Below are 15442 nucleotides of genomic sequence, written 5' to 3' on the forward strand. Positions count from 1 at the left end.
TCAGCCTTTTTCCGGATCTATGGCCACCGCCGAAACCGGCACGATCTCGATGCCGCGCTTCTTGGCCTCGGTCACCCAGGAAGACACGGTATCCACCGTCAGGTCGAAAGCCGAGCCGATGCCGACGGCAAATCCTTTCGCCCGTGCCGTCGCTTCCAGCCCATCCAGTTTCTTCAATATGGCGCCGCGGTCCTGCACCGCATCGATCGCCGTATCGCCGCCGACGAACGGCACGCCGTCCTTCAGCGCCAGTTCGGGTGCCAGGCTGCGCGCCGACGAACCGTCGTCGACATAGGCCAGACCACGCTTGCCAAGCTCGGCCATCAACGGCCCCATCGCCGTCGCGTCGGCCGAAAAGCGGGCGCCCATATAGTTCATGACGCCGGTGTAGTTGGTCGTTCGCGACAGCGCCCAGCGTAAATTCTTCAAATTCTCGTCCGGCGTTGCAGCCACGGTCAGCGTGTTACGGCCGGGATTGACGTTCGGATAGTCGAACGGCTCAAGCGGTACCTGCATGATGACCTCATGGCCGCTCTGCCGCGCCACCTGCATCCAGCGGCCGATGCTGTTGCCTTGCGGCGCGAAGGCCAGCGTCACTTCCGCCGGCAGCTTGGCGATGGCTGCCTGCGTGCCGGTCTGCGACACGGCAAGCCCGCCGATGACGAGCGCGACGCGTGCACCGCGAGCCCCGGACCACGGCCGCGCATAGACATCGAACGGGCGCCTGCCGTCGGCGGCGCGGATCGGCAACGGACCGGTTTCGCTGGCCTCGACCAGCGCCTTGTCGGGAATATGCGCGATCCTGAGGTTCTGGCCGATCGTCGAAGGGTCGCGAATGACTATGGCCGCCTCGGGTGGAGCGTCGCCCCCCTCGGTCTGGACATGGATGATCTGCGGACCGCCCGTCTTCGGCCCGCTTATGTTGGTCCCGCTTGCGTTGCTTGGCGCAGCCATTTCGGGTGTCGCCTTGGCGGGCGCGGCGGCGGTATCCGCCGCCGGCGTCTTCGGCGTCGAAACGGCTGCTTCTTGCAGCTTCCGGAACGGCTTGTCTCGCAAGGCGATGGCGCTGGAGACGCCGACCACGGACAGCACGACAAGCGCGGCCGCGACCGTACCGGCGCTGATCCCGCTGCCTGAGCGCGGCAGCCGGATCGCCTGTCCGAGAGGTCGTTCTATGTCCTTGCCGATATCAGCCAAGCCCGCATCCCCGGCGCGCATCCCCGAAGTGAAACCTTCTCCGGAGGCGCAAAATCCAAAATGTCGGCGCGTCCCCTTGCTTCACTGGACGCGCAGCATGCCGGCCGCGGCCCCCGAATCAAACTGCCGGAGCCTCGCGGCCCCGGCAGCATCGCATCGCTTCGCCCAGGCAGCCAGACCTGTTTGGCCCGGCTTGCCTGCCCTTACTGGTTCAACACGGCCTTTTGCGGATTCGGCGGGAACGCCGGATCCGTCTTCTGGCCGCGCAGCAGCTGCTCGGCATAGATGAGCTGCAAATCGTCCTTCGGTTCCGGCGGCACATAGGCTGCCGAACCCGAACCGGTCGTGCTTTCGTCGGCGCCCTTGATATGGCCCTTGAGGTCAGATTCGCCGCGCGTCAGGTCCCTGCCCTGCAGTTCCGCCGGCAGCGGCTGGTCGACCTTGATGTCGGGCGTGATGCCCTTGCCCTGGATCGACTTGCCGGACGGCGTGTAATAGAGCGCCGTCGTCAGCCGCAGCGCCCCGTTCTCGCCAAGCGGGATGATGGTCTGCACCGAACCCTTGCCGAAGGATTGCGTGCCGACCACCGTGGCGCGGCGCAGATCCTGCAGTGCGCCGGCGACGATTTCCGAGGCACTGGCCGAGCCGCCATTGACGAGCACGATCAGCGGCTTGCCGCCGATGTCGTCGCCGGCCCGCGCGTCGAAGCGGGTGACGTCCTTCGGGTCGCGGCCGCGCGTCGAGACGATCTCGCCACGGTCGAGGAAGGCATCCGACACGCTCACCGCCTGGTCGAGCAAACCGCCCGGATTGAGGCGCAGGTCGAGCACGTAGCCCTTGAGCTTGTCGTTCGGCACCTGCTTCTTGATGGTGTCGATGGCATTCTCGAGGTCGTCATAGGTTTTTTCGGTAAAGGAGGTGATCTTCATGTAGCCGATGTCGTTTTCGACCCGGAACTTGACCGCCTTGACCTTGATGATGTCGCGCACGACCGTCAGTTCGATCGGCTTGTCGGCGCCCTGGCGCAGGATGGTGAGCTTGATCGGCGTATTGACCAGCCCGCGCATCTTCTCGACGGCGTCGTTGAGCGTCAGGCCGCGGACCTCCTCGCCGTCGATCTTGGCGATATAGTCGCCGGCGAGCACGCCTGCCTTGGCGGCCGGCGTATCGTCGATCGGCGTGATCACCTTGACCAGGTCGTTCTCCATGGTGACCTCGATGCCGAGGCCGCCGAATTCGCCCTTGGTCTGCACGCGCATGTCCTGCGCTTCTTCGGCATTCATGTAGGAGGAGTGCGGGTCGAGCGACGACAGCATGCCGTTGATGGCATTTTCAACCAGCGACTTGTCGTCGGGCGGCGTCACATAATTCGCCCGCACCCGTTCGAAGATATCGCCGAAGATCGCCAGTTGCTTATAGGTCTCGGAGCCCGCAGCTTTCGCTGTCGAGCCGGGCGCGCCATAGACCAGGCTCATCGCCGATGCACCCATCAGCGCACCGGCAAACAGAAGCGACAGTTTCCGCATCATTCACGTCCTTCCAGAAAAACGGTCCGCCCACCATGGGGCCGGATCGACGGGTTTTCCATCCTTGCGGAACTCGACATAGAGCTCCGGCGTGGCATTTCCATTCTTCGATGCCGAGGTGCTCGCCACCCGGGCCTCTCCCATCGCGCCGACCGGCTCACCTGCGAGCACCGACTGGCCAGACGCGACGCTGATTCTGCTCATCCCCGCCAGGACGACATGATAGCCGTCACCCGCATTCAGGATCAAGAGTTGACCGTAAGAGCGGAAAGGCCCCGCATAAAGCACATTTCCATCCGCCGGCGCTGTGACGATGGCTCCCGATTGTGTCGCAACCATGTCACCGAGCATCATCGCGCCGTTACCGTCGTCGGCCCCGAAGCGCCGCTTGATCCTGCCGGTGACCGGCAGCGCGATCTGCCCTTGAAGCGCGGAAAACGGCGCGGCAGCGGTGAGCCTGTTGCTCTCCGGCACCGGCAGCGAGGCCAATTCCGTCGGCGCCGCAGCCGATACCGGGCCCTTGTCGGCGTCGGCCGTCTTTTGCTCGGCTGCCTTGGCCGCATCCGCCGCCTTGCGGGCTCTGTCGGCCTCGAGCGAGGCGATCAGTTCTTTCAGGCTGCCGGCCTTGGCCGCCAGCGTCGCGGACCGCTGCTTTTCGACGGCCAGCGCGGTTTGCGTATCGGCGGCGAGCTTCTGCTTCGCTTCGAGCAGCATGCCGAGCCGCTTTTTTTCCGCCGCCTGCTCGCCGACAGCTGCCGTCAGCCGCGCCCGCTCGGCCTCGATCGAGGCCGTCACCCGCGACTGCTCCTTGAGGTCGGCCAGCAACATGTCGGTCTGCTGGCGCAGTTCCGGCACCACGGCACCGAGCAGGATGGCGCTGCGCACCGACGACAATGCGTCCTCCGGCTTGACCAGGATCGCCGGCGGCGGATTGAGCCCCATGCGCTGCAGCGCGCCGAGGACTTCGGCCAGAACGTCGCGTCTGGCGGCCAGTGAGGCGCGGATCTTCTGCCCCTGCGCCTTCAGCCCTTCCAGCTTGCCGCCGATGTCCTCGATGTCCTGGCCGAGCTTCTGCTCGGTCATCGCCGACTGGATCAGCGCCGCGGTGATCGAGGCGTGGTCCTTCTTGACCGCCGCTATGTCGGCTGCGAGCTTGGCCAGCCGCTCGGACGACAGCGTGATCTCTTTCGATACTTTTTCGTATTCGGCGCGGCTCTGGTCCGGGTCGGGCGCCAGGTCGAGCGTGTTCTCGGCCCGCGCGACGCCGAGCGAAAGCGCGATCGTCGCCACGGCGATGCCGTAGCGCACGCGCCAGGAGCCCGTTCGTGATTTCCAGTCTTCAGACATTGAAGCCTAACTCTATGCGCGGCTTCGTTAACGAACCATCAACCATGTTCGAGCCCCGGCCGCCATCCGCAAACCCCATGAGCCCAAACTGTCGATGAGCATTGGGGCAAAAATCCGGGCGGCTGGCATCAATTCGCCGACGGAGCCGACTTCATGAACGATGGTAGGGGTGACCGGAAAGGATCGTGGCCGCCCGGTAAAGCTGCTCGCCCAGCATCACGCGGACCAGCTGATGCGGCCAGGTAAGCGCGCCGAGCGACACCGTCAGATCAGCCAGGTCGCGCAGTGACTGGTCATGGCCGTCGGCGCCGCCAATGGCGATCACCAGCGCCTTGCGCCCGCCATCGCGCAGCGAACCTATGCGGCCGGCGAAATCCTCGGAGGAAAGGTTCTTGCCGCGCTCATCCAGCAGCATCAGCGCCGTGCCCGGTTGCAAGTGCGTCTGCAGCTTCTGGCCTTCCTCGCGCCGGCGCTCATCGGCCGTCTGCGCGCGACCTTCCGCAATCTCGACGATCCCAGCGAATTCGAGGCCTACGGCAGGACCGCTCCTGGCAAAACGCTCGAAATAGCGGTCGGCCAACTGCTTCTCGGGGCCGGCTTTCATTCGGCCCACGGCATGAACCGTAATCTTCATCCCTGCCTCGAAGAGCCGCTGATGCATGTCGGACGACGACATGCATCAAGACGAGTACGGCTCAGTGGAGGGTCTCCTCCTCGAGATCAGGCGCCTGCCACATCTTTTCGAGATTGTAGAAGTCGCGGACCTCGGGACGGAAGACATGGACGATGATGTCGCCCGAATCGATCAGGACCCAGTCGGCGCCAGCCAGCCCCTCGACGCGCGCAGTGCCGAGCCCGGCATCCTTGAGCGCCTTAAGGAGATGATCGGCAACAGCCGAGACATGACGGTGCGATCGGCCAGACGCGACGACCATGTAGTCGCCGAGGCTCGATTTCCCCTGAATGTCGATTGAGACGATATTTTCGGCCTTGGAGTCTTCCAGACTGGCAAGGACTGTCTTGATGGCGCGGGACACGGCGTCGTTTACGCTGATCCCGGCCGGCGAAGGCACGATGTCGGCCTTCTTCCGCAGTGCTGTTCTCAGTGTATTTCCTTTCGCAGCAAGAACAACCAAATCACCTCTGAAATCAGGTGACACTGCTTAGATAGGCAGAGTTAGGTTGCAGTTTCAAGACACCGCTCGCAAGCAGGCACCCGGCAGCGGCCGAATATCCGGCTTTTCGGGCCAGAAAATCGGAACCGCCTCGCCCCGCAGCGGTTATCGGCTCATCCACGAACCGGAATCCCGACATGCCGATCGATCCCCAGAACGCCCTCCTCACCGTGCAATCCGGCCTGGCGCAACTCAGCACGCTGATCGTCTCCTACTCGCTTTCGGCGGTCGGCGCCGTCATCCTGCTGGTCATCGGCTACATCGTCGCCGGCCTCGCCGAGCGTTCGATCTATGCCGGCCTCGGCCATATCAGCGGCTTCGACGAAACGCTCCGCCATTTCTTCTCGCAGGTCGTCCGCTACGCCATCCTGGGACTGGTCGTGATCATGGTTCTCGGCCAGTTCGGCGTGCAGACGGCTTCGATCATTGCCGCTATCGGTGCCGCCGGCCTGGCCATCGGCCTGGCGCTGCAAGGCACGCTGCAGAACATTGCCGCCGGCATCATGCTCCTGGCGCTGCGGCCGTTCCGCATCGGCGAATATGTCGAAGTCGGCGCGATATCCGGCACCGTCGAGGAGATCGGGCTGTTTGCCACAACGCTGAGGACGGTCGAAGGCGTCTACGTGCTTGCACCCAACTCGACCCTGTGGAACCAGCCGGTCCGCAACTTCACCCGCAACGGTGTGCGGCGCGGCGACATCACGCTCAGCATCGGCTCCTGGAACGACATCGATTTTGCGCAGAAGACCATGCTTGGCGTTGCCGCCGCCGACCGGCGCGTCAGGCGGCAGCCTGCGCCGATCGCCTTTGTCGCGACCGTCGGCGACAGCACCGTCGCCATCAGCTTGCGCTACTGGACGGCGGCTGCCGATTTCTTCGCCGCCCAGATCGACCTCACCAAAGGGGTCAAGCAGGCGTTCGATGCCGAAGGTCTTTCAATTCCGGCGCCGGCGCCGCAAGCGCCGCAGCCGGAGGCCTCAGCCACGCAGCAATAGAGCGTTGCAGCCAGCTGGCAGGATGCCCCTCAAAGCTCTCCGCGCCCGCGCTGATCTTCAGGCGCGAAGGCGAGATCGACAGGCAACGGCGCCTGCGCCGTCATTGGCGCGAAACTGCCGGTCTCGGTGGCGGGCACCGGCCGCACCATGACGACGCGCCAGAGAACGAACAGGCAGTAGGCGGCGGCAATGACGATTGCCACATAGATGAAGGCCTGCGTGCCGTAGACGGCGGAAAGTCCGGTCACAATGCCGGGTACGACGAAGCCGGAAAGCGACCAGGCAAACAAAAGCGAGCTCGACAGCGCCACCATGTCGTCCTTGCCGGCGCGGTCACCGGCATGGGCGGTGGCCAGCGAGTAGATCGATTCCGAGGCGCCGTCCCAGACCACATAGATGACAAGCAGAGCCGCCAGCGCGCCGCCGTCGAAACCGAGGGCAAACAGGCCCGCCGCGGCGGCAAGCGCCGACGCCGCGATCAGCACAAAGCGCCGGTCGGTGCGGTCGGAAATCCAGCCGAGCGGAATCTGCAGGATCAGCGTGCCGACCGGCATTGCCGAAAGCAGCAAGGCGACGTCGGCCTGGCTGTAGCCCTTGGTCGTGGCATGGATCGGCGCAAAACCCGAGATCGTCATCGACAGGCCGCCGACGGCAAGCATGCCGGCAACGCCGACCGGGGAGATCCGCCAGGCGCGGCCGAGCGCCACGGACGCCGCTTGCGGCGCCGGCGGCTGCGCGAGCCGCGTCAGCCCGACGGGAAGGATCGACAGCGCGGTAAAGGCAATGCCGATCAGCGGCGCATCGGCCGCGCGGATATCGATCAACGCCAGCGTCGAATAACCGACGCCGAGCCCGGCGACATAGGCAACGTAGAAGATGGCCATGACCCGGCCGCGGATGGCGTTGGCGACGACATCGTTCAGCCAGCTCTGCGCGACGATGAACAGGCCGCATATGGCAAAGCCGTAGAGTGCCCGTGCAGCGATCCATGGCAAGGGGTGCGGCCCGGCGCCGACCGCGGCGTTGGACAGCACGATCAGTGCCGACAGCACCATGAACACGCGGGCATGGCCGACACGCCGCACCAGCGGCCCGGTCAGGATGCAACCGGCAAGGCCGCCAGCCGAAAGGCCGGTGACGATCAGCCCCGCCCATGTCGGATCGAAGCCCTCGGCGCCGAGCCGGACTGGGATATAGGCGAACATCAGCCCATTGCCGACGGCGATCAGCGCCATCGACAAAAGGATGCTGGCAATGGCGATCGACGGCGCCGGCTGCCTTAGGCCGCTCTTGTCCTGGTCGCGCTCGAGAATCGTCATGACCGAGGATCGCCCATCAAGCAGGTCAAGGCAGCGGCAAAAGCGACATCACCGGACTTGCCTTCTCCCCTTGTGGGAGAAGGTGGATCGGCGCGCAGCGCCGAGACGGATGAGGGGTGCTGGAAGAAATGCAGCGTAAAAAGACCGACGGATTTTAAGTGCTTAGTTCTTCAAGCTAGCGATCATTCCAGCACCCCTCATCCGACCGAGCTTCGCTCGGCCACCTTGTCCCACAGGGGGGAGAAGGAGACTCCTATCCCTTTGCCACCTTGCGGATCGCGCTCGACGACAGCGACGAACGCGGGCCGTGGATGAAGGTCCAGGCCGGCGCCGTCATGCGGGCGAGCCGCGGTGCGTCGCCCTCGTCGACGCGAGCATAGTCGAAGGTCTTGGCGACCACCGACGACAGGAACGACAGCGTCGCACCTGGCCGGTCGACCACCGCGATCGGGAACGTCATGACGATGCGGCGCCAGCGCTGCCAGCGGTGGAAGTCGCGAAGCGAGTCGGCGCCCATGATCCAGACAAAATCGACGCCCGGGTTACGCGCCTTGACCAGCGCCAGCGTGTCGGCGGTGAAGCGGACGCGGTGGGCCGCCTCGAATGCGGTGACCTTGATCTTCGGGTTCTTGGCGATCTTTTCGGATAGCTGCAGCCGCTCGGCCAGCGGCGCCAGGTCTCCGGCATTCTTGAGCGGATTGCCGGGCGTCACCATCCACCACAGCTGATCGAGCGCAAGGCGTCTGAGTGCGATCTCGGCGACCAGCGCATGGCCGGCATGCGGCGGGTTGAACGAACCGCCGAACAGCCCGACCGCCACGCCTTTCCCGGCATGCGGCATGTGCAGATAGTGGGAGGATACGGATTCCTTACCCTCCCCCTTGTGGGGAGGGTCGATCCGCGAAGCGGAGCGGGGTGGGGGTGTTGCAGAGTTCAGCGTCGCACCCCCACCCGGCTCGCGATGCTCGCCACCCTCCCCACAAGGGGGAGGGTAAGACCGGCGCTCAAGGCCTCACCTGTCCCGACCCGCGTACGCGGTATTTGAACGAGGTCAGTTGCTCGACGCCGACCGGCCCGCGTGCATGCATCTTGCCGGTGGCGATGCCGATCTCGGCGCCCATGCCGAACTCGCCGCCATCGGCAAACTGGGTCGAGGCGTTGTGCAGAAGGATCGCCGAATCGACCTCGTTGAAGAACCGGTCGACCGCTGTGGCGTCCTCGGCGATGATCGCCTCGGTGTGATGCGAGGAAAACGTCTCGATATGCTCGATGGCGCCGCCAATGCCGTCGACCAGCTTCACCGCAATGATGGCATCGAGATACTCGGTCACCCAGTCTGCATCGGTCGCGGGCTGGGCATCGGCATAAAGCCTCAGCGCCTCGGCATCGGCATGGATCTCGCAGCCTGCCGCCCGCAAGGCCTCGAGGATCGGCACCAGGTGCGTGCCGGCGGCGGCACGGTCGACCAGCAGCGTCTCGGCAGCACCGCACACCCCGGTGCGCCGCATCTTGGCATTGACCGCGATCTTGACCGCCATGTCGAGATCAGCCGATCGGTCGATATAGAGATGGCAGATGCCCTCGAGATGCGCGAAGACCGGCACCCGTGCCTCGTTCTGCACACGCTCGACCAGGCTGCGGCCGCCGCGCGGAATGATGACCTCGAGATTGCCGGAAAGTCCTTTCAGCATTTCGCCGACGGCGGCGCGATCGGTGGTCGGCACCAATTGTATGGCATCCTCCGGCAGCCCGGCTGCCTTCAGCCCCTCGACCAGGCAGGCATGGATAGCGGCGGAAGAATTCGCCGAATCCGAGCCGCCGCGCAGGATCACCGGATTGCCCGCCTTGAGGCAGAGCGCGCCGGCATCGGCGGTCACGTTAGGCCGGCTCTCATAGATGACGCCGACGACGCCGAGCGGCGTGCGCACCCGTTCGATATGCAACCCGTTCGGCCGGTCCCATGCGGCAATGACATCGCCGACCGGATCGCGTAACCCGGCGATCTCGCTGATACCGTCTGCCATGGCGCGGATGCGGGCGGGATCGAGCTTCAGCCGATCCATCGACGCTGCCGATAGGCCAGCCTCCCTGCCATTTCTGATGTCGATGGCATTGGCGTCGAGGATGTCCTGCTCATGCCGAAGGATCGCCTGAGCCATGCCGAACAGCGCCGCGTGCTTGCGCTCGGCCGCAGCTATGGCCAGCGGGCGGGCCGCGGCACGCGCGCGGCGGCCGATATCGGCCATCAGCGCCACGGTATCATCCCGGGATTTTTCATGCAGCGTCAGCATGGCTCATCCTCCGCTATGTAACCTGGTCACCGACTACTTGCTCGCCACCGGCATGGCTCACCACAAGATCGTCGCGGTGGATCATCGCCGAACGCGCCTCGTAGCCGAGCACCGTTTCGATCTCGGTCGTCTTCAGGCCAGCGATCCTTACGGCATCGGCGGCATCATAGGCAACCAGCCCGCGCGCGATCTCGCGGCCCTCGGGCGACAGGATCGCCACCGTGTCGCCACGCGCAAAATTGCCGCTGACCAGTTTGACGCCGGCCGGCAGCAGCGACTTGCCCGAGAGCAGCGCGCCGATGGCGCCGGCATCGACGGTCAGCCGGCCGGCCGGTTCGAGCTGCCCGGCGATCCAGGTCTTGTAGCCCTTGACCGGATTGGCGCTCGGCCGGAAGAAGGTGGCGCGCTCGCCGCGCTCGATTGCCAGCAACGGCGACAGCCGCGTGCCTGATGTGATGATCATGGCGGTGCCGGCGGCGGTCGCGATCTTGCCGGCGTCGAGCTTGGTGCGCATGCCGCCGCGCGACAATTCCGAAGCAGCGGCACCCGCCATCGCCTCGATGTCAGGGGTGATGCGGTCGACGACCGGAATGAATCGGGCTTGCGGGTCGCGCGCCGGCGGCGCCGTGTAGAGCCCGTCAATGTCGGAAAGCAGCACCAAAAGATCGGCGCCCATCATGGTGGCGACGCGCGCCGCCAGGCGGTCGTTGTCGCCATAGCGGATTTCGGAGGTGGCCACCGTATCGTTCTCGTTGATGACCGGCACCGCCTTCATTTTGAGCAGTGTCGAGATCGTCGCCCGTGCGTTGAGATAGCGGCGACGCTCTTCGGTGTCGCCGAGCGTCAGCAGGATCTGGCCCGATTTCAAGCCATTCTTGCCGAGCGCATCCGACCAGGCGCCGGCCAATGCGATCTGCCCGACGGCGGCCGCCGCCTGGCTCTCCTCGAGCTTCAGCGCCCGCTTGCCGAGACCGAGGATGGTGCGGCCAAGTGCAATCGCCCCGGAAGACACGACGAGAATTTCGGCGCCGCCACTGGCCAGCATGGCGATGTCGTCGGCAAGCGAGGCCAGCCAGTCGCGCTTCAGGCCCGTCGTGCGGTCGACAAGCAGCGCCGAGCCGATCTTGACGGCAATGCGCCGATAATTTTTCAGCGATTGCGCGGCCATGGCTATGTGTTCCAGCGCGTCTCGACCGGCGCAGCGACCGCCTCGCGTGCATCGGCCACCACAGCGATCAGCGCGCGCAACACCGCCTCGACGCCTTCGCCGGTGACCGCCGAAAGCAGCATCGGCGCGCGGCCGGCGGCACGTTTCAGCGAGGCGGTCTTTTTCTTGCGTGCGTCGGCATCGAGTATGTCGACCTGGGAAAGCGCGACGATTTCGACCTTGTCGGTCAGCCCATTGCCGTAGGCTTCGAGCTCGGCACGCACGGTCTTGTAGGCATTGGCCGGATTTTCTTCCTGCGCCGAGACAAGATGCAGAAGGACACGCGTGCGCTCGACATGGCCAAGGAAGCGGTCGCCGATGCCGACACCTTCATGCGCGCCTTCGATCAGGCCCGGGATATCGGCAATGACGAATTCGCGACCGTCGATGCGGGCCACGCCAAGGCCGGGATGCAGCGTGGTGAAGGGATAGTCGGCGATCTTCGGCTTGGCCGCGGTGACCGCCGCCAGGAAGGTCGACTTGCCGGCGTTGGGCAGCCCGACGAGGCCGGCATCGGCGATCAGCTTCAGCCTGAGCCAGATGTTGAGCTCTTCGCCCGGCAGTCCGGGATTGGCGCGGCGCGGCGCCTGGTTGGTCGAGGTCTTGAAGTGCTGGTTGCCGAAGCCGCCATTGCCGCCCTTGGCCAAAAGAAAGCGCTGGCCGACGACCGTGAGATCGCAGATCAGCGTCTCATTGTCCTCGGCAAAGACCTGCGTTCCGGCCGGCACTTTCAGCGTCACGTCGGCACCCTTGGCGCCAGTCATGTTGCGGCCCATGCCGTGCGTGCCGGTCTTGGCCTTGAAATGCTGCTGATAGCGATAGTCGATCAGCGTATTCAGCCCATCGACCGCCTCGACCCAGACATCGCCGCCGCGGCCACCGTCGCCGCCGTCGGGGCCGCCGAACTCGATGAACTTTTCGCGCCGGAACGACACCGAACCGGCGCCGCCGTCGCCGGAGCGGATGTAGACCTTGGCTTGATCGAGAAATTTCATCGGATTGTATGGTTTCTGTTATTGGCTTTGCGGGATTGCTCTAAAGCAAGGCGGGACGAAGGGCGAGGGCCGTTTTTGCTACTGTAACGTCGCGCGTAGCTCTGGACGCGTAGCATTTGGTTGACCCTTGCCGAAAATCGATCTTCGGCTTTCCAAGCGCGAGATGTCGGAATGAAACTGGTAACTTACAATATCCACTACGGCGTCGGTCTCGACGCCCGCTACGATGTCGGCCGTATCGCCGATGCCGTGCGCGGCGCCGACGTGATCGCGCTGCAGGAGGTCACCCGCGCCAACCCGAAGAATGGCGGCCGCGACATGGTGGCCGACCTCGGCGAGGCGCTGCCCGACTATTTTGCCGTCTACGGCAGCAATTTCGAAGCCGACGCCGGCTCGCGCCTGGAGAACGGCCGCGCCATCACGACCACCTTCCAGCTCGGCAACATGGTGCTGTCGAGGACGCCGATCCATCTGTCGCGCAATCTCCTTTTGCCGCGCAGCCGCAGTGTCGAAGCGATGAACTTCCAGCGCGGCGCGCTGGAGGCGCTGATCGAAACGCCGCTTGGTCCGATCCGCTTCTATTCCACCCATCTCGACCATCGCAGCCCGGTTGAACGGCTGAGCCAGATCCGCTTTCTGCGCCAGCGCCTGTTGAACTACCCGCTCGAGGGCGGCGGGCTCTCCGGCGTCGCCGAGATCGGCTTGCCGGACCTGCCTTGTCCCGAAGCCTTCGTCGTCATGGGCGACTTCAACATGCTGGCCGGATCGCCGGAACATGTCGAACTCGCCGGTCAGGCTGACCATGAATTCGGCATGCCGGTGACCGCCGACCTCGCCATCGATGCTGCCACCCGCCTCGGCGCTGGCGGCGCCGATCTCGTCACCTGGGTCGACCCCAAGCGGCCGGACGATACCAGCCGCTACAAGCGCATCGACTACATCTTCACCAGCGCCTCGCTTGCCAAGTCGCTGAAGCGCCTGTGGGTCGACCGGCAAGCGGCCGGTTCGGATCACTTGCCGGTCTGGCTCGAGATGACGTGAGCCGCACCCATCAAAAATGCACCCAGTTCCGCAGGCTGGTCCAGGTCTTGCGATCGAGGCGGTAGCGTTCGACCGGCACCTGACCGGCAACGATCGAGTTCAGCATGCCCTGGCCGGCATACTGGAAGCCGCATTTGTGGATGACCCGGCGCGAGGCCGGATTGATAACCCGCGTCGAGGCGTGCAGCACCTGGATCGTGGTTCTCTGGAAGGCAAGGTCGACCAGTGCGTGCGCTGCTTCCGTCGCGTAGCCGCGTTTCCAGTGCGGCTCGCCGATCCAGTAGCCGAGCTCCAGCCCACGATCCGTGGTGTTGAGCCCGGCACAGCCGACGAAGGTCTCGGTGCCGGCCAGCGTCAGCGCATAGGCGATTCCGGCCCGGCGCGATGCCGTCATGGCCAGGAAAGCGCGTGCCTCGGCCTCGCCATAGGGATGCGGCATGCGAGCCAGCATTTCCGCGACATGGCGGTTGTCGGCGAGCGCCACCAATTGCTCGATGTCGCTTTCACGCGGGGCACGCATGACCAGCCGCTCGGTCGCGAGCACCGGGCAATCTATCGTGTAACTTTCGTCGTCTGAGTCTTCCGCTTCGGCAACCATATCAAAGTCCTCCAGGCACAAGAAAAAGGGGAGATGGAAACCCATCTCCCCTGATCCATTTCCTGGCTTGGCCAGACACCGGTCCCGAGATGGGTGCCGGTGTTCTCGTGCGGAACCGGCTACTCCGCTGCCTTCGTCATCGGGTTCACCGATACGTAGGTTCGGCCATTGGCTTTTTTGTTGAAGGTGACTGCGCCAGCTTCGAGCGCAAACAGCGTGTGGTCCGTGCCAATGCCGACATTGGTGCCGGGATGCCACGTCGTGCCACGCTGACGAATGATGATGTTGCCCGGAATCACGGCTTCGCCGCCGAACTTCTTCACGCCGAGCCGCTTGGAATGGGAGTCGCGACCATTGCGCGACGATCCGCCAGCTTTCTTGTGTGCCATCTAACTACTCCGATGCGCCGCGAGGCGCCTAAACGATCTTATGAACGCGTTCGCGTTCCGTTTCAAGTCCGATCCGGCGACGATTGCGTCGGTTCGTTCTACTTCTTCGCCAATTCCTTGGCCTGCTCACGCCAGTCCTTGATCTGGTCGGCGCTGAACGGCATGTGCTCGTCGATCTTGGCGACGTCCTTGTCGGACAGCTTGGCGATCTGGGCAAAGGTGGTGATGCCCTGTTCGTTGAGCTGGCCGGCGGCGACCGGGCCGATGCCCTTGATCACGGTCAGGTCGTCCGGCTCGCCCTTCGGCGCCTTGAACAACGGTGCGGCGGCTTCGGCAGCCTTGTCCTCGGTCGTCTCGGCCTTGGCTTCCTTCTTCGGCGCAGCCTCTGCCTTCACTGCTGCCTTCGGCGCGGCTTCAGCCTTCGCCTCGGTCTTGGCTGCAACTTCAGCCTTCGCTTCGGTCTTGGCGGCGGCCTTCTTCGCCGGCTTGGCGCCACCCAGCAGGATCTCGGCGATCCTGACGGTGGTCAAAAGCTGGCGATGGCCGATCTTGCGGCGCGAATTCTGCCGGCGGCGCTTCTTGAAGGCGATGACGGTACGGTTCTTGCCCTGCTCGACGACTTCGGCGGTGACCATCGCACCATCGACGAACGGCGCACCGAATGTGACGTTCTCGCCTTCGCCATGCGCGAGCACGTTACCGATCTCGACGATGTCGCCGACATTGGCTTCGAGTTTTTCGATCTTCAGGAGATCGTTGGCGGCAACGCGATACTGCTTGCCGCCCGTTTTGATGACTGCGAACATTTTTTGCCTTTCGCTGTTCGGTCGGCCTTGATGAACCGCTTCAGGCGGTTCGGCCGTCTTTTTGTCAGTCTGCGGGTTCAAAAAACAAGCGGCGCGGAAGATCCCTCCACGCCGATTGCGCGCTGTCCCTAACCGAAGGTTCGGCTTGAGTCAAGGCAAGCGCCGCGGGCAAGCTGCGAATGGGTTGAGCCCAGACCTTGCAAATATCGAGCAGTGACCACCGGAGCCTCGAAGAAGCACGGACAGAAGCTGCGGCGCCGGGGCAGATTGGCCCTTGTAACCTGCCTGTCCAGCCGTTATCTAGTGCGCCGCGCCGGCAACGGCGGACCATGACCGCGGAGAGGTGGCAGAGTGGTCGAATGCACCGCACTCGAAATGCGGCATGGGTGCAAGCCCATCGGGGGTTCGAATCCCTCCCTCTCCGCCACTTCGGAATTGTCCATTCCGGACCGATAGTGTTGAAGAAGTCGCCGATGAAGCCGTGGATCCACTCGCACCGAAGCGTCTTGATTAAGGTCGACGCGACCTCCTCGCCTTAAGTGGCTCGGACGTTTGT

The 15442-nt window shown here is 64.6% G+C and carries 15 protein-coding genes and 1 tRNA gene; 3 read left to right on the forward strand and 13 right to left on the reverse strand.

Going from position 1 to position 15442, the window contains the following annotated elements; all coding sequences use genetic code 11:
- The 5 genes from NKH60_RS16970 to rsfS all read right to left on the reverse strand — a co-directional run bounded on the left by NKH60_RS16970 (window position 1) and on the right by rsfS (window position 5143).
- Window positions 1-1197, reverse strand: a complete 1197-nt coding sequence (locus NKH60_RS16970) for a divergent polysaccharide deacetylase family protein (protein WP_352849967.1) — start codon at window positions 1195-1197, stop codon at window positions 1-3.
- A gap of 203 nt (window positions 1198-1400) precedes the next feature.
- Window positions 1401-2726 carry a S41 family peptidase gene (locus tag NKH60_RS16975; protein WP_023678065.1) on the reverse strand — a complete coding sequence of 442 codons (1326 nt, stop codon included), beginning with the start codon at window positions 2724-2726 and terminating at the stop codon, window positions 1401-1403.
- The gene (locus NKH60_RS16980; protein ID WP_352817575.1) at window positions 2727-4070 is read right to left on the reverse strand and encodes a murein hydrolase activator EnvC family protein; all 1344 of its coding nucleotides are present in this window, start codon (window positions 4068-4070) and stop codon (window positions 2727-2729) included.
- A 151-nt stretch (window positions 4071-4221) separates the two neighbouring features.
- Window positions 4222-4704, reverse strand: a complete 483-nt coding sequence (gene rlmH / locus NKH60_RS16985; protein WP_352833994.1) for a 23S rRNA (pseudouridine(1915)-N(3))-methyltransferase RlmH — start codon at window positions 4702-4704, stop codon at window positions 4222-4224.
- Between the two features lie 61 nt (window positions 4705-4765).
- On the reverse strand, window positions 4766-5143 hold the full coding sequence (gene rsfS / locus NKH60_RS16990) for a ribosome silencing factor (protein WP_023678068.1): 378 nt from the start codon (window positions 5141-5143) through the stop codon (window positions 4766-4768).
- A gap of 239 nt (window positions 5144-5382) precedes the next feature.
- On the opposite strand from rsfS, the gene NKH60_RS16995 reads away from it, so the two are divergent.
- On the forward strand, window positions 5383-6240 hold the full coding sequence (locus NKH60_RS16995) for a mechanosensitive ion channel family protein (RefSeq protein WP_352471253.1): 858 nt from the start codon (window positions 5383-5385) through the stop codon (window positions 6238-6240).
- A gap of 29 nt (window positions 6241-6269) precedes the next feature.
- On the opposite strand, the gene NKH60_RS17000 is transcribed toward NKH60_RS16995, so the two are convergent.
- From NKH60_RS17000 to obgE, 5 genes are all read right to left on the reverse strand, one after another.
- Complete coding sequence (locus NKH60_RS17000; protein ID WP_352872761.1) at window positions 6270-7559, reverse strand: MFS transporter; 1290 nt, start codon at window positions 7557-7559, stop codon at window positions 6270-6272.
- A 253-nt stretch (window positions 7560-7812) separates the two neighbouring features.
- Entirely contained in the window at window positions 7813-8400 is a 588-nt protein-coding gene (locus NKH60_RS17005; protein ID WP_031212055.1) for a nicotinate-nucleotide adenylyltransferase, read from the reverse strand.
- A 163-nt stretch (window positions 8401-8563) separates the two neighbouring features.
- Window positions 8564-9850 carry a glutamate-5-semialdehyde dehydrogenase gene (locus NKH60_RS17010; protein WP_023678072.1) on the reverse strand — a complete coding sequence of 429 codons (1287 nt, stop codon included), beginning with the start codon at window positions 9848-9850 and terminating at the stop codon, window positions 8564-8566.
- Window positions 9851-9863: 13 nt separating this feature from the next.
- Window positions 9864-11018: a glutamate 5-kinase gene (proB, locus tag NKH60_RS17015; RefSeq protein WP_352834000.1), complete on the reverse strand. Its 1155-nt coding sequence runs from the start codon at window positions 11016-11018 to the stop codon at window positions 9864-9866.
- Window positions 11019-11020: 2 nt separating this feature from the next.
- Window positions 11021-12052, reverse strand: coding sequence for a GTPase ObgE (gene obgE / locus NKH60_RS17020; protein WP_352450880.1), 1032 nt, complete (start codon window positions 12050-12052; stop codon window positions 11021-11023).
- 171 nt (window positions 12053-12223) lie between these two features.
- Here obgE and NKH60_RS17025 point away from each other — a divergent pair, with 171 nt between their 5' ends.
- On the forward strand, window positions 12224-13093 hold the full coding sequence (locus NKH60_RS17025; RefSeq protein ID WP_352834002.1) for an endonuclease/exonuclease/phosphatase family protein: 870 nt from the start codon (window positions 12224-12226) through the stop codon (window positions 13091-13093).
- Between the two features lie 10 nt (window positions 13094-13103).
- Here NKH60_RS17025 and NKH60_RS17030 read toward each other — a convergent pair whose 3' ends face one another.
- The 3 genes from NKH60_RS17030 to NKH60_RS17040 form a co-directional block, all read right to left on the reverse strand.
- Complete coding sequence (locus NKH60_RS17030; RefSeq protein WP_352834005.1) at window positions 13104-13691, reverse strand: GNAT family N-acetyltransferase; 588 nt, start codon at window positions 13689-13691, stop codon at window positions 13104-13106.
- 119 nt (window positions 13692-13810) lie between these two features.
- Window positions 13811-14080: a 50S ribosomal protein L27 gene (rpmA, locus tag NKH60_RS17035; protein ID WP_023678077.1), complete on the reverse strand. Its 270-nt coding sequence runs from the start codon at window positions 14078-14080 to the stop codon at window positions 13811-13813.
- Window positions 14081-14178: 98 nt separating this feature from the next.
- Window positions 14179-14886: a 50S ribosomal protein L21 gene (locus NKH60_RS17040; RefSeq protein WP_352834007.1), complete on the reverse strand. Its 708-nt coding sequence runs from the start codon at window positions 14884-14886 to the stop codon at window positions 14179-14181.
- Between the two features lie 337 nt (window positions 14887-15223).
- Here NKH60_RS17040 and NKH60_RS17045 point away from each other — a divergent pair.
- A tRNA-Ser gene (locus NKH60_RS17045) sits at window positions 15224-15313 on the forward strand.
- The last annotated feature ends 129 nt before the right edge of the window (window positions 15314-15442 follow it).

Origin of the sequence: Mesorhizobium sp. M1006 (assembly GCF_040318825.1) — a bacterium.
Lineage (GTDB): Bacteria > Pseudomonadota > Alphaproteobacteria > Rhizobiales > Rhizobiaceae > Mesorhizobium.

Bases quoted from the DNA above. Each gene is read 5' to 3' on its own strand.
- NKH60_RS16975 (WP_023678065.1), bottom strand. From the start codon at position 2,726: ATGATGCGGAAACTGTCGCTTCTGTTTGCCGGTGCGCTGATGGGTGCA.
- NKH60_RS16980 (WP_352817575.1), bottom strand. From the start codon at position 4,070: ATGTCTGAAGACTGGAAATCACGAACGGGCTCCTGGCGCGTGCGCTAC.
- rlmH (WP_352833994.1), bottom strand. From the start codon at position 4,704: ATGAAGATTACGGTTCATGCCGTGGGCCGAATGAAAGCCGGCCCCGAG.
- NKH60_RS16995 (WP_352471253.1), top strand. From the start codon at position 5,383: ATGCCGATCGATCCCCAGAACGCCCTCCTCACCGTGCAATCCGGCCTG.
- NKH60_RS17000 (WP_352872761.1), bottom strand. From the start codon at position 7,559: ATGACGATTCTCGAGCGCGACCAGGACAAGAGCGGCCTAAGGCAGCCG.
- NKH60_RS17005 (WP_031212055.1), bottom strand. From the start codon at position 8,400: ATGCCGCATGCCGGGAAAGGCGTGGCGGTCGGGCTGTTCGGCGGTTCG.
- NKH60_RS17010 (WP_023678072.1), bottom strand. From the start codon at position 9,850: ATGCTGACGCTGCATGAAAAATCCCGGGATGATACCGTGGCGCTGATG.
- proB (WP_352834000.1), bottom strand. From the start codon at position 11,018: ATGGCCGCGCAATCGCTGAAAAATTATCGGCGCATTGCCGTCAAGATC.
- obgE (WP_352450880.1), bottom strand. From the start codon at position 12,052: ATGAAATTTCTCGATCAAGCCAAGGTCTACATCCGCTCCGGCGACGGC.
- NKH60_RS17025 (WP_352834002.1), top strand. From the start codon at position 12,224: ATGAAACTGGTAACTTACAATATCCACTACGGCGTCGGTCTCGACGCC.
- NKH60_RS17030 (WP_352834005.1), bottom strand. From the start codon at position 13,691: ATGGTTGCCGAAGCGGAAGACTCAGACGACGAAAGTTACACGATAGAT.
- rpmA (WP_023678077.1), bottom strand. From the start codon at position 14,080: ATGGCACACAAGAAAGCTGGCGGATCGTCGCGCAATGGTCGCGACTCC.
- NKH60_RS17040 (WP_352834007.1), bottom strand. From the start codon at position 14,886: ATGTTCGCAGTCATCAAAACGGGCGGCAAGCAGTATCGCGTTGCCGCC.